The sequence below is a fragment of the Streptomyces sp. NPDC014006 genome, assembly GCF_043088925.1.
Classification (GTDB): Bacteria; Actinomycetota; Actinomycetes; order Streptomycetales; family Streptomycetaceae; genus Streptomyces.
The window spans coordinates 395616-421643 of record NZ_JBICAJ010000008.1; the positions used below are offsets into that span (position 1 = coordinate 395616).

At 72.4% G+C, this 26028-nt stretch carries 30 protein-coding genes; 17 read left to right on the top strand and 13 right to left on the bottom strand.

Going from position 1 to position 26028, the window contains the following annotated elements; translation table 11 throughout:
- The first annotated feature begins 26 nt into the window (after positions 1-26).
- The 3 genes from ACF1GV_RS27760 (at position 27) to ACF1GV_RS27770 (ending at position 1389) form a co-directional block, all read left to right on the top strand.
- The gene (locus ACF1GV_RS27760) at positions 27-401 is read left to right on the top strand and encodes an ArsR/SmtB family transcription factor (protein WP_391685695.1); all 375 of its coding nucleotides are present in this window, start codon (positions 27-29) and stop codon (positions 399-401) included.
- Positions 402-451: 50 nt separating this feature from the next.
- The gene (locus ACF1GV_RS27765) at positions 452-940 is read left to right on the top strand and encodes a GNAT family N-acetyltransferase (RefSeq protein WP_391685784.1); all 489 of its coding nucleotides are present in this window, start codon (positions 452-454) and stop codon (positions 938-940) included.
- A gap of 170 nt (positions 941-1110) precedes the next feature.
- Positions 1111-1389 carry a TIGR02391 family protein gene (locus tag ACF1GV_RS27770; protein WP_391685786.1) on the top strand — a complete coding sequence of 93 codons (279 nt, stop codon included), beginning with the start codon at positions 1111-1113 and terminating at the stop codon, positions 1387-1389.
- Positions 1390-1406: 17 nt separating this feature from the next.
- Here the strand turns inward: ACF1GV_RS27770 and ACF1GV_RS27775 are convergent, their stop codons facing one another.
- From ACF1GV_RS27775 to ACF1GV_RS27785, 3 genes are read right to left on the bottom strand one after another with little or no spacing between them, the layout of a single operon-like run.
- Complete coding sequence (locus tag ACF1GV_RS27775; protein WP_391685697.1) at positions 1407-2462, bottom strand: ArsO family NAD(P)H-dependent flavin-containing monooxygenase; 1056 nt, start codon at positions 2460-2462, stop codon at positions 1407-1409.
- Positions 2459-3247: an aquaporin gene (locus tag ACF1GV_RS27780; RefSeq protein WP_391685699.1), complete on the bottom strand. Its 789-nt coding sequence runs from the start codon at positions 3245-3247 to the stop codon at positions 2459-2461. The genes ACF1GV_RS27775 and ACF1GV_RS27780 overlap by 4 nt, the downstream gene beginning before the upstream one ends.
- Positions 3248-3290: 43 nt before the next feature.
- Positions 3291-3605, bottom strand: coding sequence for an ArsR/SmtB family transcription factor (locus ACF1GV_RS27785; protein ID WP_391685701.1), 315 nt, complete (start codon positions 3603-3605; stop codon positions 3291-3293).
- Positions 3606-3674: 69 nt separating this feature from the next.
- Between ACF1GV_RS27785 and ACF1GV_RS27790 the strand changes: the two genes are divergently transcribed.
- The 6 genes from ACF1GV_RS27790 to ACF1GV_RS27815 all read left to right on the top strand — a co-directional run bounded on the left by ACF1GV_RS27790 (position 3675) and on the right by ACF1GV_RS27815 (position 9043).
- Complete coding sequence (locus tag ACF1GV_RS27790; protein ID WP_391685703.1) at positions 3675-4094, top strand: arsenate reductase ArsC; 420 nt, start codon at positions 3675-3677, stop codon at positions 4092-4094.
- Positions 4095-4248: 154 nt separating this feature from the next.
- On the top strand, positions 4249-4716 hold the full coding sequence (locus ACF1GV_RS27795; RefSeq protein ID WP_391685705.1) for a hypothetical protein: 468 nt from the start codon (positions 4249-4251) through the stop codon (positions 4714-4716).
- 1 nt (position 4717) lies between these two features.
- Positions 4718-5605 (top strand): patatin-like phospholipase family protein, encoded by an 888-nt coding sequence (locus tag ACF1GV_RS27800; protein ID WP_391685707.1) that lies wholly within the window; start codon positions 4718-4720, stop codon positions 5603-5605.
- Between the two features lie 423 nt (positions 5606-6028).
- On the top strand, positions 6029-6976 hold the full coding sequence (locus tag ACF1GV_RS27805; protein WP_391685709.1) for an STAS domain-containing protein: 948 nt from the start codon (positions 6029-6031) through the stop codon (positions 6974-6976).
- 225 nt (positions 6977-7201) lie between these two features.
- Positions 7202-7714, top strand: coding sequence for a DUF5994 family protein (locus ACF1GV_RS27810; protein WP_391685711.1), 513 nt, complete (start codon positions 7202-7204; stop codon positions 7712-7714).
- Between the two features lie 120 nt (positions 7715-7834).
- The gene (locus ACF1GV_RS27815) at positions 7835-9043 is read left to right on the top strand and encodes a PP2C family protein-serine/threonine phosphatase (RefSeq protein ID WP_391685788.1); all 1209 of its coding nucleotides are present in this window, start codon (positions 7835-7837) and stop codon (positions 9041-9043) included.
- 72 nt (positions 9044-9115) lie between these two features.
- Here the strand turns inward: ACF1GV_RS27815 and ACF1GV_RS27820 are convergent, their stop codons facing one another.
- Positions 9116-9598 (bottom strand): DUF5994 family protein, encoded by a 483-nt coding sequence (locus ACF1GV_RS27820; protein ID WP_391685713.1) that lies wholly within the window; start codon positions 9596-9598, stop codon positions 9116-9118.
- A 174-nt stretch (positions 9599-9772) separates the two neighbouring features.
- Complete coding sequence (locus tag ACF1GV_RS27825; protein WP_391685715.1) at positions 9773-10312, bottom strand: flavoprotein; 540 nt, start codon at positions 10310-10312, stop codon at positions 9773-9775.
- 141 nt (positions 10313-10453) lie between these two features.
- On the opposite strand from ACF1GV_RS27825, the gene ACF1GV_RS27830 reads away from it, so the two are divergent.
- Together ACF1GV_RS27830 and ACF1GV_RS27835 are read left to right on the top strand one after the other, a co-directional pair.
- Positions 10454-11347, top strand: a complete 894-nt coding sequence (locus ACF1GV_RS27830; protein ID WP_391685717.1) for a phosphorothioated DNA-binding restriction endonuclease — start codon at positions 10454-10456, stop codon at positions 11345-11347.
- A 186-nt stretch (positions 11348-11533) separates the two neighbouring features.
- Positions 11534-13135, top strand: a complete 1602-nt coding sequence (locus ACF1GV_RS27835) for a carbohydrate-binding protein (protein WP_391685719.1) — start codon at positions 11534-11536, stop codon at positions 13133-13135.
- 49 nt (positions 13136-13184) lie between these two features.
- Here the strand turns inward: ACF1GV_RS27835 and ACF1GV_RS27840 are convergent, their stop codons facing one another.
- Positions 13185-13949 carry an MBL fold metallo-hydrolase gene (locus ACF1GV_RS27840; protein WP_391685721.1) on the bottom strand — a complete coding sequence of 255 codons (765 nt, stop codon included), beginning with the start codon at positions 13947-13949 and terminating at the stop codon, positions 13185-13187.
- Positions 13950-14045: 96 nt separating this feature from the next.
- Here ACF1GV_RS27840 and ACF1GV_RS27845 point away from each other — a divergent pair, with 96 nt between their 5' ends.
- On the top strand, positions 14046-14666 hold the full coding sequence (locus ACF1GV_RS27845; protein WP_391685790.1) for a CGNR zinc finger domain-containing protein: 621 nt from the start codon (positions 14046-14048) through the stop codon (positions 14664-14666).
- A gap of 125 nt (positions 14667-14791) precedes the next feature.
- On the opposite strand, the gene ACF1GV_RS27850 is transcribed toward ACF1GV_RS27845, so the two are convergent.
- The 4 genes from ACF1GV_RS27850 to ACF1GV_RS27865 form a co-directional block, all read right to left on the bottom strand.
- Complete coding sequence (locus ACF1GV_RS27850) at positions 14792-16237, bottom strand: ATP-binding protein (protein ID WP_391685723.1); 1446 nt, start codon at positions 16235-16237, stop codon at positions 14792-14794.
- A 1-nt stretch (position 16238) separates the two neighbouring features.
- Positions 16239-16943, bottom strand: coding sequence for a response regulator transcription factor (locus ACF1GV_RS27855; protein WP_391685792.1), 705 nt, complete (start codon positions 16941-16943; stop codon positions 16239-16241).
- Between the two features lie 240 nt (positions 16944-17183).
- Positions 17184-17789: an FMN reductase gene (locus ACF1GV_RS27860; RefSeq protein WP_391685725.1), complete on the bottom strand. Its 606-nt coding sequence runs from the start codon at positions 17787-17789 to the stop codon at positions 17184-17186.
- Positions 17786-18874: an LLM class flavin-dependent oxidoreductase gene (locus ACF1GV_RS27865; protein WP_391685727.1), complete on the bottom strand. Its 1089-nt coding sequence runs from the start codon at positions 18872-18874 to the stop codon at positions 17786-17788. The genes ACF1GV_RS27860 and ACF1GV_RS27865 overlap by 4 nt, the downstream gene beginning before the upstream one ends.
- Positions 18875-19011: 137 nt before the next feature.
- Between ACF1GV_RS27865 and ACF1GV_RS27870 the strand changes: the two genes are divergently transcribed.
- Positions 19012-19803, top strand: coding sequence for a DUF6597 domain-containing transcriptional factor (locus tag ACF1GV_RS27870; RefSeq protein WP_391685729.1), 792 nt, complete (start codon positions 19012-19014; stop codon positions 19801-19803).
- A 56-nt stretch (positions 19804-19859) separates the two neighbouring features.
- Entirely contained in the window at positions 19860-21284 is a 1425-nt protein-coding gene (locus ACF1GV_RS27875; RefSeq protein WP_391685731.1) for an MFS transporter, read from the top strand.
- 10 nt (positions 21285-21294) lie between these two features.
- Here ACF1GV_RS27875 and ACF1GV_RS27880 read toward each other — a convergent pair whose 3' ends face one another.
- The gene (locus tag ACF1GV_RS27880) at positions 21295-22179 is read right to left on the bottom strand and encodes an NADP-dependent oxidoreductase (protein ID WP_391685733.1); all 885 of its coding nucleotides are present in this window, start codon (positions 22177-22179) and stop codon (positions 21295-21297) included.
- Between the two features lie 123 nt (positions 22180-22302).
- Here ACF1GV_RS27880 and ACF1GV_RS27885 point away from each other — a divergent pair, with 123 nt between their 5' ends.
- The 3 genes from ACF1GV_RS27885 to ACF1GV_RS27895 all read left to right on the top strand — a co-directional run bounded on the left by ACF1GV_RS27885 (position 22303) and on the right by ACF1GV_RS27895 (position 24758).
- The gene (locus ACF1GV_RS27885) at positions 22303-22719 is read left to right on the top strand and encodes a winged helix-turn-helix transcriptional regulator (RefSeq protein WP_391685735.1); all 417 of its coding nucleotides are present in this window, start codon (positions 22303-22305) and stop codon (positions 22717-22719) included.
- 217 nt (positions 22720-22936) lie between these two features.
- Positions 22937-23959, top strand: coding sequence for a hypothetical protein (locus tag ACF1GV_RS27890; protein WP_391685737.1), 1023 nt, complete (start codon positions 22937-22939; stop codon positions 23957-23959).
- 100 nt (positions 23960-24059) lie between these two features.
- A complete protein-coding gene (locus ACF1GV_RS27895) occupies positions 24060-24758 on the top strand; it encodes a class F sortase (protein ID WP_391685739.1) in 699 nt (232 codons plus the stop codon).
- Between the two features lie 39 nt (positions 24759-24797).
- On the opposite strand, the gene ACF1GV_RS27900 is transcribed toward ACF1GV_RS27895, so the two are convergent.
- Both ACF1GV_RS27900 and ACF1GV_RS27905 read right to left on the bottom strand, forming a co-directional pair.
- Positions 24798-25271: a MarR family transcriptional regulator gene (locus ACF1GV_RS27900; RefSeq protein WP_363268886.1), complete on the bottom strand. Its 474-nt coding sequence runs from the start codon at positions 25269-25271 to the stop codon at positions 24798-24800.
- Between the two features lie 91 nt (positions 25272-25362).
- Complete coding sequence (locus ACF1GV_RS27905) at positions 25363-25863, bottom strand: hypothetical protein (protein ID WP_391685741.1); 501 nt, start codon at positions 25861-25863, stop codon at positions 25363-25365.
- Positions 25864-26028 lie beyond the last annotated feature (165 nt).

Here is a 26028-nt window from a genome sequence, read left to right on the forward strand (position 1 = left end):
GGTTCGACATGTGTCAACATAGATGCATGTCGAACACCGAGGTGCTGCCGCTGGTCGAGCCCGACTCCGACGCCGTGGCGCCGTGCTGCCCGCCGCTCACCGAGCGCCCTTTCACGGCGGACGAGGCCGAGACGGCCGCGCGGATGTTCAAGGCGCTGGGCGACCCGGTGCGGCTGCGGCTCTTCTCCGCGGTGGCCTCGCACGAGGGCGGCGAGGCGTGCGTGTGCGACATCTCCGACGTGGGCGTCTCCCAGCCGACCGTCTCCCACCACCTGAAGAAGCTCAAGGAGGCCGGTCTGCTGACCTCCGAGCGGCGCGGAACCTGGGTGTACTACCGGGTCGAGCCCTCCGTGCTGGCCGCGATGGGCAAGCTGCTGACCATCGCGCCGACAGCGTTCTGACCTCGACCACGGCCCCCTGGGAGCACACCACCGTGAGCAACCCGACCGGTATGACCGTCGCGCCGATGGCCACCGCGCATGCCGACGAGGTCCTGGCGATCTACCAGGCCGGAATCGACGAGGGCAACGCCACCTTCGAAACGGCCGCCCCGACCTGGCAGGCGTTCGACGCAGCGAAGCTGCCCGGGCACCGCTTCGTCGCGCTGGACGAGCGTGAGGCAGTGCTCGGCTGGGTGGCCGCCACGAAAGTCTCCGACCGCTGCGCCTACGCCGGTGTCGTCGAGCACTCCGTGTACGTCCATCCCGACGCCCGCGGCCGCGGAGTGGCCTCCACCCTGCTCAAGGCACTGATCGACTCCACCGAGGCGGCCGGGATCTGGACCATCCAGTCCGGCATCTTCCCCGAGAACACCGCCAGCATCTCCCTGCACCAACGGGCCGGCTTCCGCGTCATCGGCACCCGCGTGCGCATCGGGCGCCACCACGGCCGCTGGCGCGACGTGGTCCTCGTCGAGCGCCGTAGCCCGGTCATCGACTGATGAGTCGGCAGCCGGTCGAGTTGTCAGTGGTGTGCGGCACGATGGCCCCATGGGCATCGACATCCCCTGGGCTCGCGTCGGGCGGCCCAGCGAGCGGACGCCGCTCTACGGCGCGACGCCGAGGTCCGCGCCCGACTCGGCGACGAGGCTCCCCGACTGAGCGCCGCAGCCTGAGCGAGACGAAGCTCTTCCAAAGCGCCGCCTCGCTGAACCCACCGAAGGGCGACGAGCCCCGCCTGCGCCTCATGGATGCTGACAGCAGCGAGACCTTCCGGAGCGTCCACGGTGGCGCCATGACCTTCGCAGAGGGCTGTTACGCCGGCATACGCAACCCCAACAGCCATGAAGATGGCCTCCCCGAGCTGCCCGAGCACGAGGCACTGGAACAGTTGGCGGCGTTCTCCCTCCTCGCCCGCTGGGTGGAGGCTGCGACAGTGCACACGGCCTAGGCAGGGACGGGCCGGTCTCAGTGGAGCAGTGCCACTATCTCCTTCGCAGCCTCCCGCGCCGGACGGCCCACCCCGATGAGGGTGGCGGACGCCGGTCCCGTCCAGTCGCCGTAGCCCAGCAGGTGCAGGCGCGGCTCAACCACCGCCCGCGTGCCGGAAGTGGCGATGTGGCCGCGCCGGCCCCGCAGCCGGAGCGGTGCCAGGTGGGACAGCGCCGGCCGGAAGCCGGTGCACCAGATGATCGCGTCCGCCTCGGCGCGCGTGCCGTCGGCCCATTCAACCCCAGCGGGGGTGAGCCGCGTGAACATCGGTGTCGACCTGAGCAGGCCCTGGTCGCGGGCTGCCCGGACGGCCGGTACGGCGACGATGTCCCCGAGCGAGGCGACGCCGCCCGTGTCCGTGCGTCCTTCGTCGAGGGCACGGCGGCGGGCGGTGGCCACGTCGAACAGAGCGCGGCCGTCAATGTCGTCGGGCAGGAAACGGGGTGGGCGCTGCGTGACCCAGGTCAGCTCGGTGGCGTGGGCGAGGTCGGCGGCGATCTGGGCGCCGGAATTGCCGCCGCCGACCACGATCACGCGGCGGCCTGCGAAGTCCTGCGGCCGCCGGTACTCGACGGTGTGCAGCTGACGGCCGCCGAAGTCCCCGCGGCCCGCGATCGCAGGCAGGAAGGGCCGCCACCAGGTGCCGGTGGCACTGATCACCGCGGCCGCCCGCCAGGTGCCGGAGTCGGTCTCCACCCGCAGGAGTCGGCCGTCCCGGTGGACGCCGAGAACGCGCACGGGCCGCTCGACGGGCAACTCGTACCGCTTCTCGTAGTCGGCGAGGTACTCCACCACATGCTGTGCGTCGGGGTAGGTCGCGCCGATCTGCGGTGGCATGAGACGGCCGGGCAGGGACGAGTACGCGGCCGGGGAGAACAGGCGAAGGGAGTCCCAGGTGTGCTGCCAGGCACCTCCCGGAGTGGTCTCGGCGTCGAGGATGACGAAGTCGACACCCAGACGGCGAAGGTGATAGCCGGCGGCAAGCCCGGACTGGCCGCCACCGATCACCACGACCGGAGCTGTCCGCGTCATTCGGCGACTTCCCGGCCGGGCATGAAGACGAGCGCCACCAGAGCCAGTCCGACCACGGCTCCGACGAGCTGCATGCCGATGAACCCGGCGACGGAGGCGGGCGCGATGCCGGCGAAGGTGTCGGTGAAGGCGCGGCCGATGGTCACCGCCGGGTTCGCGAAGGACGTGGACGAGGTGAACCAGTACGCGGCGCCGATGTACGAAGCCACGGCCACGGGCGCGAAGCGCAGGCGGTCGGTGCGGGCCAGGCCGAAGATCAGCAGGATCAGGCCGGCGGTCGCGACGGCCTCGCCCAGCAGCAGATGGCCGGCCGATCGGTCGTGGGTGGACCACTTGACCAGCGGTTCGCCGAACATAGCGTCGGCCAGGACCGAGCCCGCGATCGCACCGACGATCTGAGCAGGGACGTATACCGCCGCCTCGCGCAGCGCGACGCCGGGGCCGCCGCGCCGGGCCGTCCACCACTCGGCCAGGGTGACGGCCGGGTTGAAGTGGGCGCCGGAGACCGGACCGAGCAGGGTGATCAGGACGCCGAGCCCGAAGACGGTGGCCGTGGAGTTGGCCAGCAGCTGCAGCCCCACGTCCTTGGTGAGCTCGGTGGCCTGGATGCCGGAGCCGACCACGATCGCGACGAGCGCCGCCGTGCCGACCAGTTCGGCGGCGGCCTTGGCGAGCAGCGGAGGCCGCCGGGGCGGAGTCGCGCCCGGAGCGGGCTGCGGCTCGGCGGCGGGGGCTTCGGGGGATTCCCCTGTTCTGCCGTGCTGGGTGGCCTCGGTGGCGGTCAACAGGAACTCCTCGGTGCAGGTCGGTCGCCGTCAAGGCGGGGGATCAGGGGCAGGACCGCTTCACGTTGTCCGCGGCGGTGGCACGCGCGGTCTCCGCGAGATCGGCGAACTGACCGGCAAGCGAGGCGATGACGTCGGGCTTGAGCCGGTAGTAGGTGAACCGGCCGCACGGTTCCGTCTCCACGACCCCCGCCTCGCGCAGCACCTTCAGATGGTTGGAGAGGTTGGTCTGCTTGGCCCCCGTCTCCTCGATCAGGTGCGTCGTGCAGAGCGTCTCCTTGGCGAGCAGGGTGACGATCTGGAGGCGGAGCGGGTCCGCCAGAACCCGCAACAGATCAGTGTCGACTGACGTCAGCATGGACTGATACTTTCACATCACTCCTGGCTGATACCAGCCTGGGCTGATCCACTGACGAAGGAAGAACCGATGCCCTCCAGCCCGCTCGCCTCCGTGCTGTTTGTCTGCATCCACAACGCCGGGCGTTCGCAGATGGCCGCCGGCTTCCTCTCCCACCTCGCGGGCGACCGGATCGAGGTCCGCTCCGCCGGCTCCGTACCCGCAGACAAGGTCAACCCGGCCGCGGTCGAGGCGATGAGGGAGATCGGCATCGACATCGCCGACCAGCAGCCCAAGGTCCTCACGGCCGAGGCCGTCCAGGCGTCCGACTACGTCATCACCATGGGCTGCGGCGACGCCTGCCCGATCTTCCCCGGCAAGAAGTACCTCGACTGGACCCTGGAGGACCCCGCCGGCAAGGGCGTCGAGGCCGTCCGCCCGATCCGTGACGAGATCAGGAAGCGGATCGAGGCACTGATCTCCGAGATCGACGCCCAGCGGAAGGTGTGACCTCGGTGACGGACAACGCCTGGAACGCCCTGGGTGTGGCCGTCGACCACCTCCACTGCTTCCGCTCCACGTTCGCGGACGATGTGCAGGAAAACTCGGTGTCGATCACGGCCGGCGAGAACAACAAAGCAACTGGGTCGACACCGTCGAGAACGTGGTCGGAGTCGTGGAAGCTCTGGCTTCCTCCCTCTTCCGCACGGCCGTGGCGAACGCGGACAGCCTCCTGAACGGTAAGGGCGCCATCTTCCAGCGTCTCGACCACATGGCCGACCTGATCGTCACTGCAGGCTTCTCCGACCTGCGGACCACCCTTGGCCGGCAAACGTGGCAGCGCCTCCTCGAAACGTGGGCCGCCCGACACGTCTTCACCCATAACGACGGTCTTGTGGACGAGAGGTACCTGACCAAGGTGCCTGGTTCATCCCCGCAGGTCGGGCAGCGCCTCGTACTCACCGAAGCCATGTGCCGACGCGCTCTGGAAGATGCAAAGGCCTTGTGCGAAGCCCTCGTGGCCGTGCTGCGCTGGAGGGCGGCGAGGGCACATTCGAGGGCACCCAGCGCCTTGAACGGGTGCGCTCCGGCTTCGTACGCGCAGGCCATCCCTTCACCTCATTCGTCCTAGGGTGGAGATCGCCACGGCAACGGATGGGGGAACGATGCATTCACCGGACAGGGCGCTCGTGCTCGGCCCTGGCGGGCCCGTCGGTACCGCCTGGACGGGCGGACTTGCCCACGGCTTGCGCGGCCTGGGCGTCGACCTGGGCGCGGCGGATCTGGTCGTCGGCACCTCGGCCGGCGCGATCGTGGGCGCCGCGCTGGCCACCGGCCAGGACCTCGCGCGCTTCGCCGACCCCGCGGGCAGCGGCGGCGGCGGTCCCCGGCCGCCGCAGGCCGATCCGCAGCGCATGGGCGAGGTCTTCGCGGTCCTCGGTGCCGGCCTGCCACCGCAGGAGGCCCGTCAGCGGGTCGGGCGGATCGCCCTCGACGCCGTCGATCCGGAGGCCGAAGGGGCCTTGGTCGCGGTGCGACGTCGGCTCGTCGGCACGGACGCCTGGCCGACTGAGCGTCGCCTGCTCATCCCCGCCGTGGAGGCGGGAAGCGGCGAGCCGGTGGTCTGGGATCGCGACAGCGGCATCCCGCTGGCGGCTGCTGTCGCGGCCTCCAGCGCATTCCCGGGCGCGGCGCCTCCCGTCTCGATCGGCGGACGCCATTACATCGACGGCGCGCTGCGGGCAGGCACCAACGTGGACCTCGCGGCCGGTGCACGTACGGTGGTCATCGTGGAGCCGATGGCGCGTCAGGCTCCCGGGCAAGAAGCGCCGGCCGCGCTGGGCGCGGAGACAGTGGTGTCGCTGTTCCCGGACGAGGCATCGGCGGCGGCGCTCGGCACGGACCCGTCGGACCCGTCGGCGTGGGTGCCCGCGTTCCAGGCGGGGCAGCTGCAAGCCGCTGCCGCGCGGAAGCAGCTGGCCGGCTTCTGGGCGCCGGTCAGGCGCGAAAGCTGGGCATGAACGGACTTCAGCCATCGGCCGCATGAGGCGGGGCACCAGCCGTACTCCTTGTGTGCCGTGAGCTGCGCTTTCTCAGGCTCTGCCGGTGCGCGGGAGGGGCGAGGACCGGGACGTGAGGGAGGGCCCGCTGCTCCGTCGGCGTCCCGACGCCGGCGCGGGATGACGGGGCCGCCGCTCCTGGCCTCCTCGTAGCGGCCGGCTTCGCCGGCGGCGGCGTACCGTTGAAGTACCGAGGGCATCGCGCACTTCGGCCGCCGAGCCGAGTCGTCCCCGGCGAGAGACGAACCCCGGGCCGCCACAGCGGTCGGCGCGGAGGCGGGTCGGCATCATGTGCGTCGCGGTCGAAGGAACCTCACACACGCTCGTCATGGCCGTACCGTGTGCCCGTGCCGGCCTGCGCCCCTGTCGGGGGGAGGCGGCGTGATGACCCTGTCCCGGCTGGACATCCACCGGCGCGACCAAGGAGAGGGCGCGTTCGTCACGCTCGCCGGTGAGATCGGCCCGGCCACGGCGCCGCTGCTGCGTGCCGCCTTGGAGCAGTGTCTGCGCGACGGCGTCACCCTCATCGACGTCGACCTGATCACGGTCGGCTCTTGTGATGCCAAGGGCCTGGATGTCTTCTTGTCGGCGTCGCGGCGCGCCAGCCGGGTACACGCCACCCTGCGCCTGCACCACCCCTGCGCGCAGCTCACCCGGCTTCTCGCCGCCACCGGATCCGCCTCTTCGGGCCTCGGCCTTCTCGAACCGGTCTCCCCGGCGCCGTCGAGGGGCACGGCGAGAACGCCCGCGGAGTCTGCTCATGGGCCGGCTCTCGAGGGAATCCGGCTGCGCCGGCTGACTCGTTGGCAGGCCGAGGGGATGGCGCAGGACATCGCTGACCTGGCCACGGCGTCCGTCGCGGGCACCGCAGGCGAGGCGTACCACGAACGGCGCGACCTCCTGCGCCGTCTGGCCGTCAGCGCCCGGCGCCCCGGTTTCGCGCTGCTGGTCGCCGAGACCACGGTGCTGGTCGGCTGCGCCTATGGCTTCCCGGTGCGTGCGGGCGAGCCGGGGCGACAAGAAGGCGACGGAGCGCTGCCTCAGTACATCGAGCGGCTCACATCCTGCGCCGAGTTCGTCGTCCTCACTCAGTTCGTGGCGCATCCGCACCCTCAGCGCCGTGACATCGCCCGCCGTCTGCAGCGGCATCTGCTCACCGACCGGCACTCCTCGCTCGGAGTCGCCCTGCTCCACCCGGCCGACCTGGCCGGACAAGCCACCTTCGCCTCCTGGGGCTGGCACAACATGGGAGAGATCGTCGGGCTGCCGGGGCCGATCGCCCCCTGCGTGATGACCCTGCCTCGGGAGGAACCGGTCCCGGCAGGCCGGTGACCGGGACATCTGCCGCCCCGGATGCCGCGCAGGGGCCGTGGTCCGCACGTCACCGGAGCAGGCCGTACGGGGGATTTCCCGAGGTCCTCGTCTCCGCCGCCCACCACGGCTGGGAGTACGCTGACATGTATCGAGAGCGTGGGCGCACGATCAGGGCGGCGCCGTTCCCGGTGAGTGACAGACGCGGGCAGCCGCAGGCCGTCCGGGACGGGACGGGATCGCACGATGGACGCCATCACAGGGCCCGGCGAAGCCACGTCACCCGGTGACGCCGACACCTACCGGATGCCCCTGCCCCGGTTGAGTGTCACGCCGGACGTCAGCCACGGCCCGTTGGACGGAGCCTGGTGGCCGCGCTGCAATGCGCTGGAACTGGAGCTGCCCGCGCTCGTCGGCTCACTGGACCCGGCCGTCGGCACCGTCATCCGGGTCACCGTGGACACCGCTTCCTGGCCCGATGCCCCGCAGATGGTGATGGCGCCCGGTCATGTGATCGAGGTGGTCCGGACCGACCTCGCTGCCGAAGCGCATGCCATCACCCTGGACTGCGGCACGGTGGGCCGTTGGGAACTGCTGGTGATCCCGCCCGACGAACCGGCCGGAGCGGCCACCCGGCTGCTCATCGACGCCGCGGACCCCGAGAACCGGCTGTCGGCCCCCCGCATCCTGGCACTCGCCGAGAACCGCCTCGGCGCCGAGGCCGCAAGGGAGCCGGAGGGAGGTCGCGGACCCGAGTGAGGGCCTGACGTCTTCGGGCCCAGGTGACCGGCCGGCCGCTCCGGTCGTAGACGCCCCCGGTGGAGCCATGGCACGAGCAGTCTCTTCATCGTCCCCCGCCGGAACCGCCGCGTGCGAACCATGGAGGGCGGGACGGTGACGCACGGACGGCCCGGGGACCGCTCGGAGAGCTTCGGGGAAGCGCTGCTGGGCGCGGTCCTCGACCGCGCGCACGAGCTGCCTCCCCATCTGGTCGGGCCGCTGGTCGCCGACGTGGTGGAGCGGTTGGGAGGCCGCAGTCCGCAGGTACTGCTGCAGGACTACGGCCAGCTGCTGCTCGTGCCTCTGCCCGGCGACGGCCTCGCGGGCGGGGAGTCGCAGGTGATCGACGACTCCGCCGCGGGCCGCTGCTTCCTCGACGCGGTCCCCGTCGAGGTGCCCGAGGACGACGGTGTACGGATCCATCTGCCGCTGCTGGACGGCGGTGACCAGGTAGGGGTCATGGCGGTGACGCTGGACGGCGTCGACGACCACGACCGCCGTCTGCTGCACCGGATCTCCGGCCTGGTGGCCGACCTGCTGGTGACCAAGCACGGCTACTCCGACCTGTTCTTCCGGGTCCGGCGCGACGAGGCGATGACCGTCGCCGCGGAGATCCAGTGGTCCCTGCTGCCACCGCTGGCGATGATCATGCCCCGGGTCGCCGTGGCCGGGATTCTGGAGCCCGCCTACCACGTGGCCGGCGACAGCTTCGACTACGCGCTCAACGACGACATCCTCCACGTGGTCATGATCGACGCGATGGGCCACGGACTGAACGCGGCCACGATGGCCACCGTGGCCATCGGCGCCTATCGCCACGCCCGCCGTCAGGACATCGGGCTGTCGGAGATCTACGACTTCATGGACCGGGCCGTGGCCAGACAGTTCGGTCCAGAGCACTTCGTCACCGCGCAGATGATGCAGCTGGACACGACGACGGGGCGGGTGCAGTGGGTCAACGCCGGGCATCCGCCGCCCATCCTGGTCCGCGACCACCGCGTCGCGCAGCGCCTGGTCGCCCCGACGACGCTCCCCGTCGGCCTCGGTGGTTCGGTGCCCCGGATCGGTGAGCTGGGGCTGGCGCGCGGGGACCGCGTCCTCTGCTTCACCGACGGACTGGTCGAGGAGCACAACAGCCGTGGGGAGGAGTTCGGGGAGGACCAGCTGATCGACTGTGTGAACCATCTGGAGCGGACCGGCCGCGGCATCCGGGCGGTGACGCGTGCCCTGTCCCACACGCTCAAGCGGGCGCGGGGCGGGCGGACCAGCGACGACGCGACGCTGCTCATGGTGGAATGGCGCCGCTGACCTCCCCCCGCGCCGCCTGACCTCCCCCGCGCCGCCCGGCACCGTTGTGCCGGTTGTGCCCGGCGGCGCCTGTCAGCCCGACGGGCCCTGCCCGCTCCCGGTATCGATGAGGATCTGTTCCGCCTGGCTGGCGTTGTCCGCCCGGGCCGCCTGGGCCATCGCGGCGCGGGCGGCGTCCGGTGCCGCGTTCGGCGGGACCACCAGCAGCGAGAAGATGTCCCGGTCGCCCCGGGTGATCAGGACCGTGTCGTCACCGTCCGGGAAGGAATCGATGTGCACCACCTGGTCGTCCACGGCGATACGCGTCGGGAGACCTTCCCAGGCTGTGGTGTCCAGTCCCACGCGGGTCACGGGGCCGACATGTGCGACGAGTGCGCTCAGCAGCGCGGGCAGCTCGGCACCGATATTGCGCGAGCGCGGCCACCACGCACCATCGAGGACACCTTCACGTGATGCGGTCGTCTCCAGCCGGAGAAGCGCACACCCCGGCCCCACGGCCTCGTGGACACCGCTGGGCAGACGTCGGGGAACCGGTGGTGAATCCGAGCCGCTCATGAAGACCACCCGTCCTGTGAGCAGGTGCGACAACGGGACCGCTTCGCACCTGCCACGCTACTCCTGATGCCACGCGCGACAGCGCCTGAACGGGCGCCCTCCGCCCTCGCCCCGGTGCCCGCCGGCTGCGGTGCTCGGGCCCGTGCCCGCCCCGGTGCCGAACAGCCGCCGCCCTCACACCCGGCCGGGCTCCAGCAGCTCCAGTGCTTCCTCCCAGCGAAAGGCGAAGACGCCTCCCCCGGCCTCGGATCCCCGGGGCGGCTCGTGGCCGCCGATGCGGACGCCCATCTCCCGTAGCCGTTCCAGGTTCTGCCGGTAGGCGGGGTGGGCGGCCTGGGCCGCGTTCAGGCAGGGCAGGACGGCGATGGGTGTGCCCATGCCGTACGCCTCGCACAGGATGCCCAGGGCGAGGGTGTCGGAGATGCCCGCGGCCCACTTGTTGATCGTGTTGAAGGTCGCCGGGGCGACGGCGATAGCGTCCGCCGGAGGCAGCGGGCGGGGATCACCCGGGCGACGCCAGGCCGAACGGATCGGGTAACCGGTCTGCGCCTCGACCGCTTCGGCGTCGATGAAACCGAGGCCCTGCGGGGTGGCGACCACACCGACCTCCCAGCCCTGCCCCTGCGCCGCCGTGATCAGCTTGCCGACGTCACCGGCGACCCCGGCCGCGCAGACGACGACGTACAGGAACGGCTGTTTCTCAGGGGTGGTCACGCGGGCTCTCCCAGGGGTCGGCTGACGTGGTGCGGTCCCGGCAGCGTACGGGGGCCGAACGGTCCCGGGACACGGTGGGCTGCGGGGTGGCGAACGTCCCGCCTCCGGCGCCTCGTTGTGCCGCGTCTACGATCGGCCGGCATGGACTGGCTGGAGCGTGTCGCGACGTTGAGGCAGTGGAGCAAGAACGGCACCCGGGCTCCGCACAAGCCGTTGCTGCTGCTGTACGCCCTCGGCCGGTTCCAGGAGGACGCGGGCAGCGAACTGCCGTACACCGCCGTGGAGCAGGACCTGCAGCGGCTGCTGACCGAGTACGGGCCGCCGAACAGGACGACACCCGCCTACCCCTTCCACCATCTCGCCAACGACGACGTGTGGGAGGTGCGCACCGACCGCGGGCCGGGCAGTCCCGGGAGCAGGGTGCGCGAGCTGCGGGCGACGGGTGCCACCGGGCGGCTCGCGCCGGAGCTGCGGGCGGCACTGCGGCGCGAGCCGTCGCTGCTCGGCCGGATCGCGCGGCTGCTGCTCGATCTGCACTTCCCGCCCTCTCTGCACGGTGAGTTGTGTGAAGCCGTCGGCCTGGAACTGGAACCCGCCGAGACGGCCCGCCTGGTCCCGGCCCGCCGGCCGCGCGACCCGCGGATGCGCGACCTGGTGCTGACGGCCTACGAGTACCGGTGCACTTTCTGCGGATACGACGGCCGGATCGGCGCGGTGCCGGTCGGTCTCGAGGCCGCGCACGTGCGCTGGTGGGCGTTCGGCGGTCCCGACGAGGTCGAAAACGGGCTATGCCTGTGCTCCTTGCACCACAAGCTGTTCGACAAGGGCGTCCTCGGCGTCGGAGACGGCCATCGCGTACTGGTCTCCCAGCGCTTCGTCGGTCACAGCCCGGCCGCCCGCGAACACGTCGTGGCCCTCGCGGGCCGCCCGCTGCTCGGCCCGCAGCCCGGCACCCGCCCCGTCGCACCGACACACCGCGACTGGCACCTGCGTCAGGTCTTCCGAGACGAGCCGCGCCCCGCGGCGGTCTGCTGACCCTGCGGCGGCTCCTCGGCGCGGTGCGTTCCGTGGACGGTTGGCGGCACCCCGGTGTGAGTTCATGTATCTGAACAAAAATCATGAACACGTCCATTGACGTGTCCACAGCATCGCCTTACGTTCCTGAAAGCGCTTTCCCAATCGCAGGCAGTTCATTCATCTGACCCCCTGTGGAGGCGACCCATGCAACTCCGCCCTGTTGCACGACCTGTTCTCAGACCTGCCCTCGCCACCATCGGCTTGCTGGCCGGCACGTTGGTCGCGCTGTCCGGGCCCTCCGCCGAGGCCGCCTCCGCGCGGTACGAGGCCGAGTCCTCGCCGGCGGTGTGCACCGGCACGATCGACTCCGACCGGAGCGGCTACTCCGGCAGCGGTTTCTGCAACGGCACCAACGCGACCGGCGCCTACGCCCAGTTCACCGTGAACGCCGCGAGCGCGGGTCAGGCGACGCTGAGCATCCGCTTCGCCAACGGGACGGCCAGCGCGCGGCCCGCCTCACTGATCGTCAACGGCACCACCGTGCAGACGCCGTCCTTCGAGGGCACCGGCGCCTGGACGACCTGGGTCACCGAGACGGTGACCGTGCCACTCGCCGCGGGCGCCAACACGGTGCGGCTGAGCCCGACCACCTCCGCCGGTCTGCCCAACCTCGACTACCTGGACGTCACGACCGCCGACAGCACCCCGCAGCCGACGGGGGCGGTGCTGTACGTGGCGCCGAACGGCACCGACGGCGCCGCCGGGACACAGTCCGCGCCGACGACGCTCCCCTCGGCGATCAGCCGCATCACCCCCGGCGGCACGATCTACCTGCGCGGCGGGACGTACGGCTACACAACCACCGTCACGATCCCGCAGGGCAGCGGCGGCACCTCGGCCGCCCGGACCACCCTGTCCGCCTACCCGGGCGAGACACCGGTGCTGAACTTCGCGGCGCAGACGGAGGATCCGGCCCACCGCGGGCTGCAGCTGTTCGGCTCCTACTGGCGCCTGTACGGCCTGGTCGTGGAGCACGCCGGGGACAACGGCATCTACGTCGGCGGCAGCCACAACGTCGTCGAGCGCACGGTGACCCGCTTCAACCGCGACACCGGGCTGCAGCTCGGCCGGATCGCGTCCACCACGCCCAAGGACCAGTGGCCGTCCGACAACCTGATCCTGAGCGCCGAGTCGCACGACAACGCCGACTCCGACGGCGAGGACGCCGACGGTTTCGCCGCGAAGCTGACCACCGGCACCGGGAACGTCTTCCGCTACGCCGTGTCCCACAACAACATCGACGACGGCTGGGACCTCTACACGAAGACGGACACGGGCGCCATCGGCCCGGTGACCATCGAGTACTCGCTGTCGTACAACAACGGCACCCTCTCCGACGGCACCGTCAACTCCAACGGCGACCGCAACGGTTACAAGCTCGGCGGTGACGACATCGCCGTCGACCACGTCGTCCGGCACAGCATCGCCTACAAGAACGGCAAGCACGGGTTCACCTACAACTCCAACCCCGGCTCGATGACCGTCTCGAGCAACGTCGGCGTCGACAACGCCCAGCGCAACTTCTCCTGGGACACGGGGACATCGGTGTTCCGCGACAACACCTCGTGCCGCTTCACCGTCAGCGGCTCGAACGACAAGACCGTCGGTGACGCGGACGTCTCCAACCAGTTCTGGACCGGCGCCAACGGCTCCCGCTGCTCCGCCTACAGCGGCGCGCTGGGGTGGTCCTTCGCGTCGGACGGCCACCTGGTGGTGACGTTCGGGGGCAAGGTGGTGACGCCGTAACCGATCGCCCCGGGCGGGCCGGCGGCGCGCCGGCCCGCCGCGCGCGGCGTCAGTCCACGACGAGCCGCTCGGCCAGCCCGGCCTCGGCGAAGGCCTTGACCACGTCCTCGCGGCCCTCCGTGAAGTGGGTCCAGCTGTCGCAGTGCACGGGAACCACCCGGCGGGCACCGAGCAGGCGGGCGGCCTCGGCGGCACCGGCGCCGTCCAGGACGAGCAGCGCGCCGTCGAAGAGGGGGGTGCGCGGCGCACCGGCGAACAGCACCGCCGTGTCGACCGGTCCGAACCGGTCGGCGATCTCCCGGACGGCGTCCAGGGAGGCGTTGTCGCCGCTGACGTAGACCGTGGGCAGACCCTCACCGGTCAGGACGAACCCGGTGACCTGGCCGGCGACGGGTTCGACCTGCTCCTTGGTGCCGGGGCCGTGCACGGCGGGTACGCCGGTGACGGTCAGCGTGCCGCCGCCGGGCCGGTCCAGCTCGACCGACTCCCAGTCCGCGAGGCCCTGGGCCCCCGCGCCGAGCCGCCGCGCACCACCGGTCGTGGTGAGCGTGAGCGGTACGCCGGCGAGCAGGGCGCGGCCGGAGTGGTCGAGGTTGTCAGGGTGCTCGTCGTGCGAGAGCAGGACGACGTCGACGCGGCCGAGGGCGGCCGGGGTGGTGCGGGACGGGGCGGTCTTGGTGAGGGCGCGCCCGCCGCCGATCAGGTAGTCGCCGGGCTCGTCGAAGGTGGGGTCGGTGAGGAAGCGCAGGCCGCCGTACTCGATGAGGGCGGTGGGGCCGCCGTAGGTGTGCACGGGGAGGTCGGAAGAGGACACGTCGAAGCACCTCACAGAGGGATGTCACGGATGACACGATGCCTATCCGTGAGAAGGAACGGTAGTCGCGTCTCACGGATGAGCGCAAGCCGTACCATGAGGAACATGACGCAGACCGCGCCCGCCGAGCCCCTGGAACCAGCCGCCCCGCCCGCGCCGGGCGCCGAGCAGTACCTGGCGCTCGACCTCGCCAACAGCGCGATGGCCGTGCCCGGCGGGCACACCCTCGACCTGCTGTCGGGCCCGGCGGACGCCACCCGCTGGCTGGCCGAACGCGGCCTCGCCCCGGCCGACGCCGGCCTGCGGGAGATGTGCGCGGCGCAACTGCGCTCGCTGCGGGAGCAGATCCGCGCGCTGATCGCCTCCCGCGTCGACGGGCAGCCGGCGCCGGCCGGCGCCCTGGCAGCGGTCAACGACGCGATGACGAAGGCCCCGGCCACCGCACTGCTGCACTGGGACACCACACGCGGACTGCACCGCGCCGCCGCCCACCCCACCACCCAGATCCTCGAACACGCCCTCGCGGCCCTCGCCGCCGACGCCGCCGACCTGCTCACCGGCCCCGACGCCGACCGCCTCACCGCCTGCGGCTCACCGCCGTGCACCCGCTATCTGCTGCGGCACGGCCGCCGCCAGTGGTGCTCCACGCGCTGCGGCGACCGCGCCCGAGCGGCCCGCGCGTACGCCCGCCGCACGGGCCGGGCACTTCAGGACTGACGCCGGGCCGGGCTCGCTCGACCAGGGCGCCCGTCCGTACGGGCCTGCACGGCCCGGACGACCTGTGCCTCGTCCTGCACCGCGACCGGCCACGACGTCATGATCGGCCGTGGCCTCCGTCACCGTCAGCCGCCGTCTTCCTCCCGCCGCGCCGGTGCCCCCGCCACCGTGAAGCCGATCACCGAGCCGCCGCCCTCGCGGTGCTGCGCGAACGGCGCTCCGCCGTGAACCAGGGCGACCTCCCGCACGATGGACAGGCCGAGGCCCGAACCGGGCAGGGAGCGCGCGTCGGCGGCGCGGTAGAAGCGGTCGAAGACGCGCAGCAGGTCGGTGTCGGTGATGCCGGGCCCGCGGTCGAGGACCTCGACGCGGACCGTGCCGGGGCGGGCCGGGCCGGCGACGTTGATCTCGATGGGGGAGATGCCGTCCCGGTCGAACTTGGTGGCGTTCTCCACCAGGTTGGACACAGCACGCTGGAGCATGCCCGGCCGGCCGTACGTCGTCGTGTCGCCGCTCGCGCGCAGCACGATCTCGCGGCCGGTACGGCGGCGGGCAAGACCCGCGACGTCCTCGGCGATGTCGGAGAGGTCCACCCGCTGCGGCGGCTCGCTGTCGGACTGGCCGGCGGCGAGGTCGACGAGCTCGTTGACCAGGTCGGTCAGCTCGCGGGCCTCCTGCCCGAGGTCGGCGACCAGCTCCTCGCGGGAGCCGGGCGGCAGTTCGTCGATCCGCTTCAGCAGGGAGATGTTGGTCCGCAGCGAGGTCAGCGGCGTGCGCAGCTCGTGCCCGGCGTCCTGGACCAGGCGGCGCTGGTCCTCCTCGGACTGGGCGAGCCGGCCCAGCATCCGGTCGAAGGCGCGGCCGAGGCGGCCCACCTCGTCGTAGCCGGTGACGGGCACCTGGATGCCGAGCCGGCGGGTGCGGGCCACGTCCTCGGCGGCGGCGGTCAGCACGATCAGCCGGCGGGTGATGCGCCGGGCCAGCCACCAGCCGAACAGCCCGGCCGCGACCACGACCGCCGCCATCAGGATCAGCGTGCGCTGCTGCAGCGCCCGCAGCAGGTCCTCGGTGTCGCTGAACTCCTGGGCCACCTGCACCGCGCCGCGCTTCCCGCCGAGGGAGACCGTGGCGACGCGGTACACGTCGCTGCCGACGTCCACGTCCTTGTGCAGCACCATGCGCCCGGCGCTGCCCGCGGCCACGACGGTCCGGTCGGCCTCGGTGACCGGCAGCGCGGGGCTCCCGCTGTCGGACACCGCGCCGTCCGCGCCGAGCACCTGCACATTGGTGCGGGCCGGACGGACGACGTCGTGACCGGGAGCGGAGGAGGAGAAGTCCTCCGGGGACATCCGGTGCTGGCGCACCTCGCTGCGCACGTCCTGCACGACCTCGTCGAACACCGACTGCTGGTCGACGCGCACCAGCCGGGCGGCGGCGTTGTAGGACAGGATGCCGACCAGGACGGTGACGGCGGCGGTGACGGCCGCGAAGGACACCGCGAAGGTGGTGCGCAGGGAGACGAGTCCGGGGCGCCGCCCGGACACCAGGCGGCGCAGACGGCCGCGCCCCATGTCAGTCCTCCCGCAGCACGTAACCCACGCCGCGCACCGTGTGGATCAGCTGCGGGGCGCCGGGCTCGTCGAGCTTGCGGCGCAGGTAGCCGACGTACACGGCGAGGTTCTTGGAGCCGGGGCCGAAGTCGTAGCCCCAGATCCGGTCGTAGATCGTGGCGTGGTCGAGCACGATGCCCGCGTTGCGCACGAGCAGTTCCAGCAGCTCGAACTCGGTGCGGGTGAGTTCCAGCTCGCGCCCGCCGCGCCAGGCCCGGCGGGCCTGGGGGTCCATGCGGATGCCGGCGGCCTCGATGTGCCGTTCGGGCAGCTGCGGCTCCTCGCGGGTCACCGCGGGGGCGGGGGCGTCGGGGCTGGTGCGGCGCAGCAGGGCACGCAGCCGGGCGAAGACCTCCTCGATGTCGAACGGCTTGACGACGTAGTCGTCGGCGCCGGCGTCGAGCCCGGCGATCCGGTCGGCGGTCTCCACCAGCGCGGTCAGCATGAGGATGGGCGTGCGGTCGCCCTCGGCGCGCAGCACGCGGCAGACCTGCAGTCCGTCGATGCCGGGCATCATCACATCCAGGACGAGCACGTCCGGCGGCGACTTGTGGGCGTGCGCGAGCGCCTCCACGCCGTCGGCGACCGCGGTCACCTGGTAGCCCTCCAGGGTGAGGGCGCGTTCCAGGGCGTGGCGGATGGCGCGGTCGTCTTCGGCGAGGAGCACTGTCTGGGGCACCCGACCAGTCTGCCAAGGCCAGGGGCGGTGCGGTCGGGCGAGTGGTGCGACGATCACCCTTCTTACTCGGATCTCACCGTCACGGGGTCCCTGACCGGGGCGCCCCCCCCCGATGGGAGCTCTGCCCGAGCCGCCGGCGGTCGGCCCCGCCGACCGCCGACCCTGCCGGCCGTGGACCGGGGGGCAGCGGGGGCAGCGGGGGCTCGGGGCGGAGCCCTCGCTGCCCGGTCAGGCCGTCGGCCGCAGCGCGGCCAGCCGCTGCTCGAAGGGGACGACGTCGAAGGCGTCCCGCAGAGCCGGCGGCCGGGCCGTGGACAGCCCGGCCGTCAGCGCGGCCAGCTCGCCCGCAGCCCGTTCGATCCGCTCCGGGAGGCCTTCCGCGCCCCAGTCCTCGGAGGCGGCGTAGACGCCGGTCGGGACGACGACGGCCCGCAGGTAGGCGAACAGCGGCCGCAGGGCGTGGTCCAGCACCAAGGAGTGCCGTGCGGTGCCGCCGGTCGCGGCGATCAGCACCGGCTTGCCCGCGAGCGCGTCCTGGTCGTGGGCGCCGAGCGCGTCGAAGAAGGACTTGAACAGTCCGCTGTACGACGCCGAGAAGACCGGCGTGACGACGATCAGCCCGTCCGCCGCGCTCACCGCGTCGAACGCGTCCGACAGCTCCGTGCCCGGGAAGCCGCTGGTGAAGGTGTGCGCGATCGCCACGGCGAGGTCACGCAGCTCGATGACCCGCACCTCGGCCCCGGTGCGCTCGGCGGTGGCGGCGGCCAGCCGGTCGCCGAGCAGCCGCGTGGAGGAGGGCACGCTCAGCCCGGCGGAGACGACGACGAGTTTCATACGGTGGCCTCCTTACGGGCGGTGGCGAGCAGTGAGGCGTGGGTCGGCGCCTGGGGCACGCCGGCCGGGCGGCCGACGGCGAACTCCTTGCGCAGCACCGGCACGACCTCCTCGCCGAGCAGGTCGATCTGCTCCAGCACGGTCTTCAGCGGCAGCCCGGCGTGGTCCATCAGGAACAGCTGGCGCTGGTAGTCGCCGGCGTACTCGCGGAAGGACAGCGTCTTGTCGATGACCTGCTGCGGGGAGCCGACGGTCAGCGGTGTGTCCCGGGTGAACTCCTCCAGGGAGGGCCCGTGGCCGTAGACCGGCGCGTTGTCGAAGTAGGGCCGGAACTCGCGCACCGCGTCCTGGGAGTTCTTGCGCATGAACACCTGCCCGCCGAGGCCGACGATCGCCTGCTCGGGCGTGCCGTGGCCGTAGTGGGCGTACCGGTTGCGGTACAGCTCGATCATCCGCTTGGTGTGGTCGGCCGGCCAGAAGATGTTGTTGTGGAAGAACCCGTCGCCGTAGTACGCGGCCTGCTCGGCGATCTCCGGGGAGCGGATGGAGCCGTGCCAGACGAACGGCGCCACGCCGTCCAGCGGCCGCGGGGTGGAGGTGAAGCCCTGCAGCGGGGTGCGGAACTTTCCTTCCCAGTTCACGACGTCCTCGCGCCACAGGCGGTGCAGCAGGGCGTAGTTCTCGATGGCGAGGTTGATGCCCTGCCGGATGTCCTGCCCGAACCAGGGATAGACCGGACCGGTGTTGCCGCGGCCCATCATCAGGTCCACGCGCCCGTCGGCCAGGTGCTGGAGCATCGCGAAGTCCTCGGCGATCTTCACCGGGTCGTTGGTGGTGATCAGCGTGGTGGACGTGGAGAGGATGAGCCTCTCGGTCTGCGCGGCGATGTAACCGAGCATGGTCGTCGGGGACGAGGGCACGAACGGCGGGTTGTGGTGCTCCCCGGTGGCGAACACGTCGAGCCCGGCCTCCTCGGCCTTCAGCGCGATGGCGACCATGGCCTTGATGCGCTCGCGCTCGGTCGGCGTCCGGCCGGTGGTGGGGTCCGGCGTGACGTCGCCCACGCTGAAGATACCGAACTGCATGGTCGCTCACCCTCCAGTTAGTTGATTGTTGAACTATACCGCCCAACCACCACCCCGCCCCCCGTATTCCACCGACCGCCGGCAGGCCCGGCCCTGCTCGGGGGCCGACTGTCACAGCCTCGTCCTACGATCCCGGCATGGCCGCTCCTCGCCGTGACACCCGGGGCATCGTCGACGCCGCCGCCCTCTTCGCGCACGTGGACTTCCGCCGCCGCATGCCGGCCGAGCCGCTGCGCCCCTACCTGGAGCACTACTGGCTGATCGACTGGGACCTGTCCCAGCCGTACGCGAGCCACGTGGTCCCGCACCCCTCGGTGAACATCGTCTTCCAGTGGTACGCGGGACAGGAGCCGTTCGCCGAGGTCTCCGGCGTCGGCCTGGAGCTGTCCGCGCACAAACTGGAGGGCCGGGGCCGGGTGTGCGGCATCCAGTTCCGCCCCGGCGGCTTCCGGCCCTTCCGACCGGGGCGCCCGGTGTCGCACTGGACGGGCAGACGCCTCCCGCTGACGGACGTGGACGCGGCTGCCGTCCTCACCCCCGACGACGAGGACGCCCGCGTCGCCGCACTCGACGCCTTCCTGCTCGCCCTCGGCCCACACCCCGATCCTCAGGCGGACCTCGCGATGAGCCTGGTCGACCGGGTCCGCACCGACCGCACGATCCGCCGGGTCACCGAGCTGGCCCGCTCCGAGGGCCTGTCGGTACGGCTCCTGCAACGCCTCTTCGCCGCCTACGTCGGCGTAGGCCCCAAGTGGGTCATCCTGCGCTACCGCATCCACGAGGCCCTCGAGCACGCCGAAAGCGGCACCGGCGTCGACTGGGCCACCCTCGCCACCACCCTCGGCTACGCCGACCAGGCCCACCTGATCCGCGACTTCACATCGACGGTCGGGGTGCCGCCGACGGCGTACGCGAGGGCGGTCCACTGACCGCTGCCCCGCATAACTCCTTGACGCCACGCCCCGACCTCTGGATATTTATCTGCGTGACGCAGATATTGCATGACACAGATTCAAAGAACCCACCGCTCCCCGCCCGCGCCCGCTGGGCCGTCCTCGGTGTGGTGCTCGCCGCCGACGTCCTCGACCTCCTCGACGCGACGATCACCAACATCGCCGCCCCGACCATCACCGCCGACCTCGGCGGCGGGGCCGCCCTCGTGAAGTGGCTCGGCGCCGCCTACGCCCTCGCGCTCGGCGTGCTGCTCGTGCCCGGCGGCCGGCTCGGCGACCGGTACGGCCGCCGCCGGACCTTCCTGATCGGCCTCGCCGGGTTCGTCGCTGCCTCCCTGGCCTGCGGACTCGCGCCCACCCCGGCCACCCTCGTCGCCGCCCGGCTCGTCCAGGGCGCCTTCGGGGCGCTGCTCATCCCGCAGGGCTTCGGCATCCTCGGCGCCACCTGGCCGCGCGAGGAGATCGGCAAGGCGTTCAGCCTGTTCGGGCCGGTGATGGGCCTGTCCGCCGTCGGCGGCCCGGTCCTCGCCGCCTTCCTCGTCGACGCCGACCTCGCAGGACTCGGCTGGCGCTCCATGTTCCTGATCAACCTGCTCCTCGGCGGCGCCGCCCTGCTCGCCGCCCACCGCCTGCTCCCCCGCGACCGCGGCACCCCCGGCACGGTCGTCGACACCCCGGGCGCCCTGCTGCTCGCCGGTGCGATGCTCGGCCTGCTCGGCGGCCTGATCGACGGCTCGGACCACGGCTGGAACACCCGGCCGCTCCTCGCGCTGCTCGCCGGGCTCGCCCTGTTCGCCGGCTTCGCCCGCCGCCAGGCCACCGCACCCGAGCCGCTGATCCGCCCGAGCCTGCTGCGCCACCGCGGCTTCACCTCGGGCCTGCTGCTCGGTGTCGTCGCCTTCGCGGCCGTCGCCGGCCTGCTCTACGCCGTCTCCCTCTACCTCCAGCGCGGCCTCGGCCGCACCCCCACCGGCACCGCGCTCGCCCTGATCCCGCTGTGCGCCGGGATCGTCGTCGCCTCGATCGCCTGCCACCGGCTGCTCGCGACCCACGGCCGCCGGCTCGTCGTCACGGGCCTGCTGCTGCTCCTCGCCGGCTGCGGCTGCCTGCTGGCCGCCGTCTCCCAGGGGGCGACGGGCAGTTGGGCGCTGATCGCACCCCTGCTGCTCGTCGGTCTCGGCATGGGCACCTGCTTCGGCACCGTCTACGACGTCACCATCGGCGACATAGCCCCCGACGAGGCGGGCAGCGCGAGCGGCTCGCTCAACGCCGTTCAGCAACTGGCCAACGCACTCGGCGCCGCCGCGGTGACCACGGTGTACTTCGCCGCCGTGCCCGACGGTGGTGAGGGCCACGCCCTGACCGTGACCCTCACCGTGGTCGCCGCCTCCGTCGCCGCCTGCCTGCCCCTCGTACGCCTCCTGCCGCGCACGGCAGCCGAGGGCCACGGGCACTGAGCCGGTCCCGCTACGGCACCAGCACCAGACGTCCGCGCACCCCGCCCTCCGCGAGCCGGGCGTGCGCCTTGGCCGCGTCGTCCAGCGCGAACGTCTCGGCCACCCGCGGGGTCAGCACCCTCTCGTCCACCAGCCGCACCAGTTCCGCCAGCCGTGCCCCGTCGGCGCTCACCTCGACCGCCGCGGTGCGCACCCCGCGCACGGAGGCGGGCTGGGCCTGCGGAATCACCCCGGTGTACGCGCCGCCGTCCCGCACCCACGCCAGCGCCGTCTCGCCGAGCACCGCCGCGTCCAGCACCGCGTCGAAGGCACCGGCCTCAACCGAGGTGACATGCGCGGCGCCCAGCGAGCGCACCAGTTCCGCGTCGCCCTCCCGGGCCAGTCCCGTCACCGTCACCCCCCGGTGGGCGGCGAGCTGCACGGCGTACCCGCCGACCGCCCCGGCCGCGCCCGTCACCAGCAGCGACTGCCCCGGCGTCAACTCCAGCAGATCAAGGGCCTGCACGGCGGTCAGCGCGTTCAGCGGCAGCGTCGCGGCGTGCACCGCGTCGACCGTGGCCGGCGCCTCGGCCACCGCGTCGGTGTCGACGACGACGTACTCGGCGTGCGCACCGAGCGGCTCGACCATGCCGTAGTCCAGCGCCACGACCTCGTCGCCAACACTCCAGGCCGTGGCGACACCGGTCGCGTCGACCGTCCCGGCGATGTCCCATCCCAGCCCGATCTGCTTGCCGGCGCCCCCGAACACCCCGGCACGCACCCCCGCGTCGACGGGGTTCAGCGCGCTCGCGGCGACCCTGATCCGCACCTGCCGCGCGCCCGGCTCCGGCCGCTCCGTCTCCACGACCTCCACGGCCTCGGGCCCACCGAAGGTCCTCACCACTGCAGCACGCATGTCAACTCTCCCTGTTCTCCGAGCACTTTCCTGTGCCCCTGACGGCGAGAACAACCGTAAAGAGAGCTACTATCCATAGGGAAGTAGTTACCTGGAGGTGCCTACCGCACCGGGAGGAGAGCCATGGCGACCACCACCGCGGCCCAGCGCCGCGAACAGGCCCGCATCGAGTACGACGCCTTCCTGCGCGAATGCCCCACCAACCAGCTCCTCGGCCGGCTCAGCGACAAGTGGGTCAGCCTCGTCGTCGCCGCCCTGTCCGCCGGACCCATGCGCTACAGCGACCTCAGCCGCAAGATCGCCGGTGTGAGCCCCAAGATGCTCACCCAGACCGTGCGCACCCTCGAACGCGACGGCATCGTCACCCGTGCCGTCACCCCGTCCGTCCCGGTCCGCGTCGACTACGCGCTCACCCCGCTCGGCAGCAGCCTCGCCGCGCTGCTTACCGCCGTGAAGGACTGGGCGGAGACCCACTTCGACGAGGTGCACGCGGCCCGCGAGCGCTACGACGCGGAAAACGGCGGGAGGCCGGAGAAGTAGCCCGGGAAGCGGCCCGAGAGGCAGCCCGAGAGGCGGCCGGAGGAGAGCGCCGTCGCCCCCGTTACGCAGTGGTGACGGTTCTCGCACCGATCAAGGTCATGTGATCAGCAGACTTGAGGCATCGCACAGCGCAGGGCCGAACCGGGGGGCCGGACGGAGGACCGCGCGGGGCGATCTCCTTGTCTTCACCACTCGTGCCGTCCCTGGGGGGATCACCATGTCTGCTGTGTTCTCGCGCCACCGCGTCGTACTCCGCGCCGCCATCGCCACCGCCGCACTCGCCGGCGCCCTGCTCACGCCGGCCGTCGCCTTCGCCGCCGACGGCCAGGGCAGCACCGACGCGCACTGCACGGCGACGCAGACCATCCCCTCCGCGTTCGGCGGCTGGACGGTCGACCTCACCAACAGCCTCTCGGCGGGCCCGAAGGCCGTGCTGAAGGACGACAAGGGCAAGGCGGTGTCCACCGTGGACCGCGCCCACCCCGAGGACCTCACCAACGGCCTCAAGATCAAGAACGCGGACACCACCAGCCCGCTCTTCCTCGACCGCTCCCAGGGCGACCCGATGCCGTGGCGCGAGACGCCCTTCCCGGCACTGCCGAAGGACTGCGTGCAGACGGGGACGGGCTCCGGGACGGGGACCGGTTCGGGTACGGGGACCGGCACCGGCACCGGCACCGGCACCGGCACCGGCGAGGTCACCGTCATCGGCAAGTGCACCGTGATGCAGACCATCCCCTCCCGCTTCGGCGGCTGGACGGTCGACCTCACCAACAGCCTCCGCACCGGCCCCAAGGCCGTGCTGAAGGACGACAAGGGCAAGGCGGTGTCCACCGTGGACCGCAACCGCCTCGAGGACACCGTCAACGGTCTGAAGATCAAGAACGCCTACAGCACCGCCCCGCTCTTCCTCGACAACAACCAGGGCGGCGACGCCCCGTGGCGCGAGACGCCCTTCCCCAAGCTCCCCAAGGGCTGCCTGAACATGGGCACCGGCACCGGCACGGGTACGGGTACCTCGAAGCACACCGGCACCGGCACCACGCAGACCGCCCCGACCGCTCCGGCCAAGACCACCCAGACCAAGGTCGTCCCGGCCGGCGGTGTGGCCGCGGGTGCCGAGGGCACCGGCGGTGAGCACGACACCGCGATGCTGGCGGGCGGCGCCGCCGTGGCCGCGGCCGGCGTGATCGGCCTCGGTTACGTGGTCCGTCGCCGCCGCACCGGCGCGGGCGTCTGACCCCCCGGTCACCATTGCACCCTGGGCGGGCCGCCGGTCGTCACCGGCGGCCCGCCTTCCACGTCTCCCCCAGCGCATCCGAAAAGCCCGAGGAACCCCGATGAACGCGCCCTCCACCCAGGACGCCCCGCCCCCGCCCCACCGCAGCCGCCTGCGCTGGATCGCGGTGCCGGCAGCGGCCGCGCTGGCCGTCGGCACCTGGATGACGCTCACCGCCGTACGCGCCGACACCAGCGCACCGGCCGCACACGGTCCGGCCGCGAACATCACCGCCTCCACCCCGGCGCCGCCGGCCGCGCCCAGCCCGGTCGCGTCCACCTCCCCACCGGCGCCGCTGCCCGCCGCCAAGCCCGTGCGGGTCCGCATCCCGGCCGCCGGCGTCGACACCTCCCCCGTCCTCGAGCTCGGCCTGGCCGCCGACGGAACCGTCCAGGTACCGTCCGTCGCCCAGGCGGACCGCATCGGCTGGTACCGGGAAGGCGTCACCCCCGGCCAAACCGGACCGGCCGTGCTGATCGGCCACTTCGACACCGCCGAGGGTCCCGCGGTCCTGCGCGCCGTGGCCCGGGTGCGTCCCGGCGACACCATCACCGTCGACCGCGCCGACGGCTCCACCGCCGTCTTCACCGTCCGCGCCCTGCAGCAGGTGGACAAGAAACACTTCCCCACCCAGCGGGTGTACGGCGACACCCCCCGCCCCGAACTGCGCGTCATCACCTGCGGCGGCGACCTGCGCGCAGGCCACCGCCCGGACAACATCATCCTGTACGCCGACCTGTCCCGGACCTCCGGAAGCTGAGCCTGTCGTCGGCCCTGGGCCTGATCCCGACGACAGGCCCTACACGTCCCCCGCCCGCAGCCGCGCCACCTGCTCCGCGCCGAACCGCGTCGTCCGGCGCATGTGGTCGACGATGACGCCGAGCTGGGACTCGTCCAGGTCGTCGAAGAGGGCGTACCAGCCGCCGCCGAGCCGGTCCCACATGCGGCCGAACTCGGCGATGCGCTCCGGCACGGTCACCACCAGCACCTTGCGCCGGTCCGCCGCGTCCCGCTCCCGGCGCACATAGCCGGCCTTCTCCAGCCGGTCCACCAGACGCGTCGCCGACCCGGTCGTCAGCCCCGTCAGCTCCGCGATCCGGCCCGTGGTCACGGGCCCCTCCTCCAGCGTGAGCAGGTTCAGGCACTGCACATCCGTGGGATGCAGCCGCAGGTGGTCGGCGACGGCCTGGTTGAACAAGGCGTACGACGCCATGTACCGCCGGGACACACCCGACAGCTCCTCCAGCAGCCGCGCCCGCCCGTCCCGCGCCATCCGCCGCATCCCTTCGCTTGCGTGATGCAGAAAGCGTACGACGCAGGGACAGCCCTCCGTGCCGGCGGCGCGGAGGCCCGGGCCGGAGCCGTCAGAAGGGGTACGCGTCCCCGGTGTCCAGCACGAGCACCTGGTAGCGGTCGTTCGCCCGGTTGTGGTCCGGGACGCCGCCGCGCCACACCGTGCCGATCTGCAGCCGCACCTCCTCGGGCCGGCCGCGCAGCCGCAGGTCGAGATCGATCCGCTCGCCCACCTCGCCCGCGGTGAGCGCGCCCGTACGGCACACCACGTCCCGCGCGCCGGTGCGCACGCACCCGTCCGGCAGCCGCTGCCCGCCGTCGGCGAGCGGCACCGACCAGCGCAGCCGCACGGCCGCCTCCGGCACCGCCGCCGGCCCGTGGTTGTGCGGCGTCAGCTCCACCCGGACCCGGCCCCGGCTGAGCACCGCCGACCCGTGGTACGCAAGGTCCGCCTCCCGCACCACCTGCCCGGCGCCCGGCCCGGCCACCGCGACGGCGGCACCCGCCGGCCCGCCCACCGTGACCGCACCGAGCGCCGCCAGCGCCGTACCCCACATCGCAAGCCTTCGCACGCCACCCACTCCTCACCGACCGTCCGGCACATCGCTGCCATGTATCCCCCACCGGCCCCGTCCCAGGCGCCGTCCATCAGGTGACACCACCCACCGCCCGCGCCCCCTTCCCGGCCCCGTGCCGCCGTCCCGGTCCCGGCCGACCCCCACGGGCCGTGTGCCAAG

Excerpts from the sequence above, each read along its gene's own strand:
- ACF1GV_RS27895 (WP_391685739.1), top strand. The coding sequence starts at position 24,060 with ATGAACGCGCCCTCCACCCAGGACGCCCCGCCCCCGCCCCACCGCAGC.
- ACF1GV_RS27880 (WP_391685733.1), bottom strand. The coding sequence starts at position 22,179 with ATGCGTGCTGCAGTGGTGAGGACCTTCGGTGGGCCCGAGGCCGTGGAG.
- ACF1GV_RS27845 (WP_391685790.1), top strand. The coding sequence starts at position 14,046 with ATGAGGAACATGACGCAGACCGCGCCCGCCGAGCCCCTGGAACCAGCC.
- ACF1GV_RS27860 (WP_391685725.1), bottom strand. The coding sequence starts at position 17,789 with ATGAAACTCGTCGTCGTCTCCGCCGGGCTGAGCGTGCCCTCCTCCACG.
- ACF1GV_RS27805 (WP_391685709.1), top strand. The coding sequence starts at position 6,029 with ATGACCCTGTCCCGGCTGGACATCCACCGGCGCGACCAAGGAGAGGGC.
- ACF1GV_RS27835 (WP_391685719.1), top strand. The coding sequence starts at position 11,534 with ATGCAACTCCGCCCTGTTGCACGACCTGTTCTCAGACCTGCCCTCGCC.
- ACF1GV_RS27820 (WP_391685713.1), bottom strand. The coding sequence starts at position 9,598 with ATGAGCGGCTCGGATTCACCACCGGTTCCCCGACGTCTGCCCAGCGGT.
- ACF1GV_RS27830 (WP_391685717.1), top strand. The coding sequence starts at position 10,454 with ATGGACTGGCTGGAGCGTGTCGCGACGTTGAGGCAGTGGAGCAAGAAC.
- ACF1GV_RS27850 (WP_391685723.1), bottom strand. The coding sequence starts at position 16,237 with ATGGGGCGCGGCCGTCTGCGCCGCCTGGTGTCCGGGCGGCGCCCCGGA.
- ACF1GV_RS27810 (WP_391685711.1), top strand. The coding sequence starts at position 7,202 with ATGGACGCCATCACAGGGCCCGGCGAAGCCACGTCACCCGGTGACGCC.
- ACF1GV_RS27775 (WP_391685697.1), bottom strand. The coding sequence starts at position 2,462 with ATGACGCGGACAGCTCCGGTCGTGGTGATCGGTGGCGGCCAGTCCGGG.
- ACF1GV_RS27765 (WP_391685784.1), top strand. The coding sequence starts at position 452 with ATGACCGTCGCGCCGATGGCCACCGCGCATGCCGACGAGGTCCTGGCG.
- ACF1GV_RS27760 (WP_391685695.1), top strand. The coding sequence starts at position 27 with ATGTCGAACACCGAGGTGCTGCCGCTGGTCGAGCCCGACTCCGACGCC.
- ACF1GV_RS27785 (WP_391685701.1), bottom strand. The coding sequence starts at position 3,605 with ATGCTGACGTCAGTCGACACTGATCTGTTGCGGGTTCTGGCGGACCCG.
- ACF1GV_RS27890 (WP_391685737.1), top strand. The coding sequence starts at position 22,937 with ATGTCTGCTGTGTTCTCGCGCCACCGCGTCGTACTCCGCGCCGCCATC.
- ACF1GV_RS27900 (WP_363268886.1), bottom strand. The coding sequence starts at position 25,271 with ATGGCGCGGGACGGGCGGGCGCGGCTGCTGGAGGAGCTGTCGGGTGTG.
- ACF1GV_RS27870 (WP_391685729.1), top strand. The coding sequence starts at position 19,012 with ATGGCCGCTCCTCGCCGTGACACCCGGGGCATCGTCGACGCCGCCGCC.
- ACF1GV_RS27885 (WP_391685735.1), top strand. The coding sequence starts at position 22,303 with ATGGCGACCACCACCGCGGCCCAGCGCCGCGAACAGGCCCGCATCGAG.
- ACF1GV_RS27790 (WP_391685703.1), top strand. The coding sequence starts at position 3,675 with ATGCCCTCCAGCCCGCTCGCCTCCGTGCTGTTTGTCTGCATCCACAAC.
- ACF1GV_RS27815 (WP_391685788.1), top strand. The coding sequence starts at position 7,835 with ATGGAGGGCGGGACGGTGACGCACGGACGGCCCGGGGACCGCTCGGAG.
- ACF1GV_RS27865 (WP_391685727.1), bottom strand. The coding sequence starts at position 18,874 with ATGCAGTTCGGTATCTTCAGCGTGGGCGACGTCACGCCGGACCCCACC.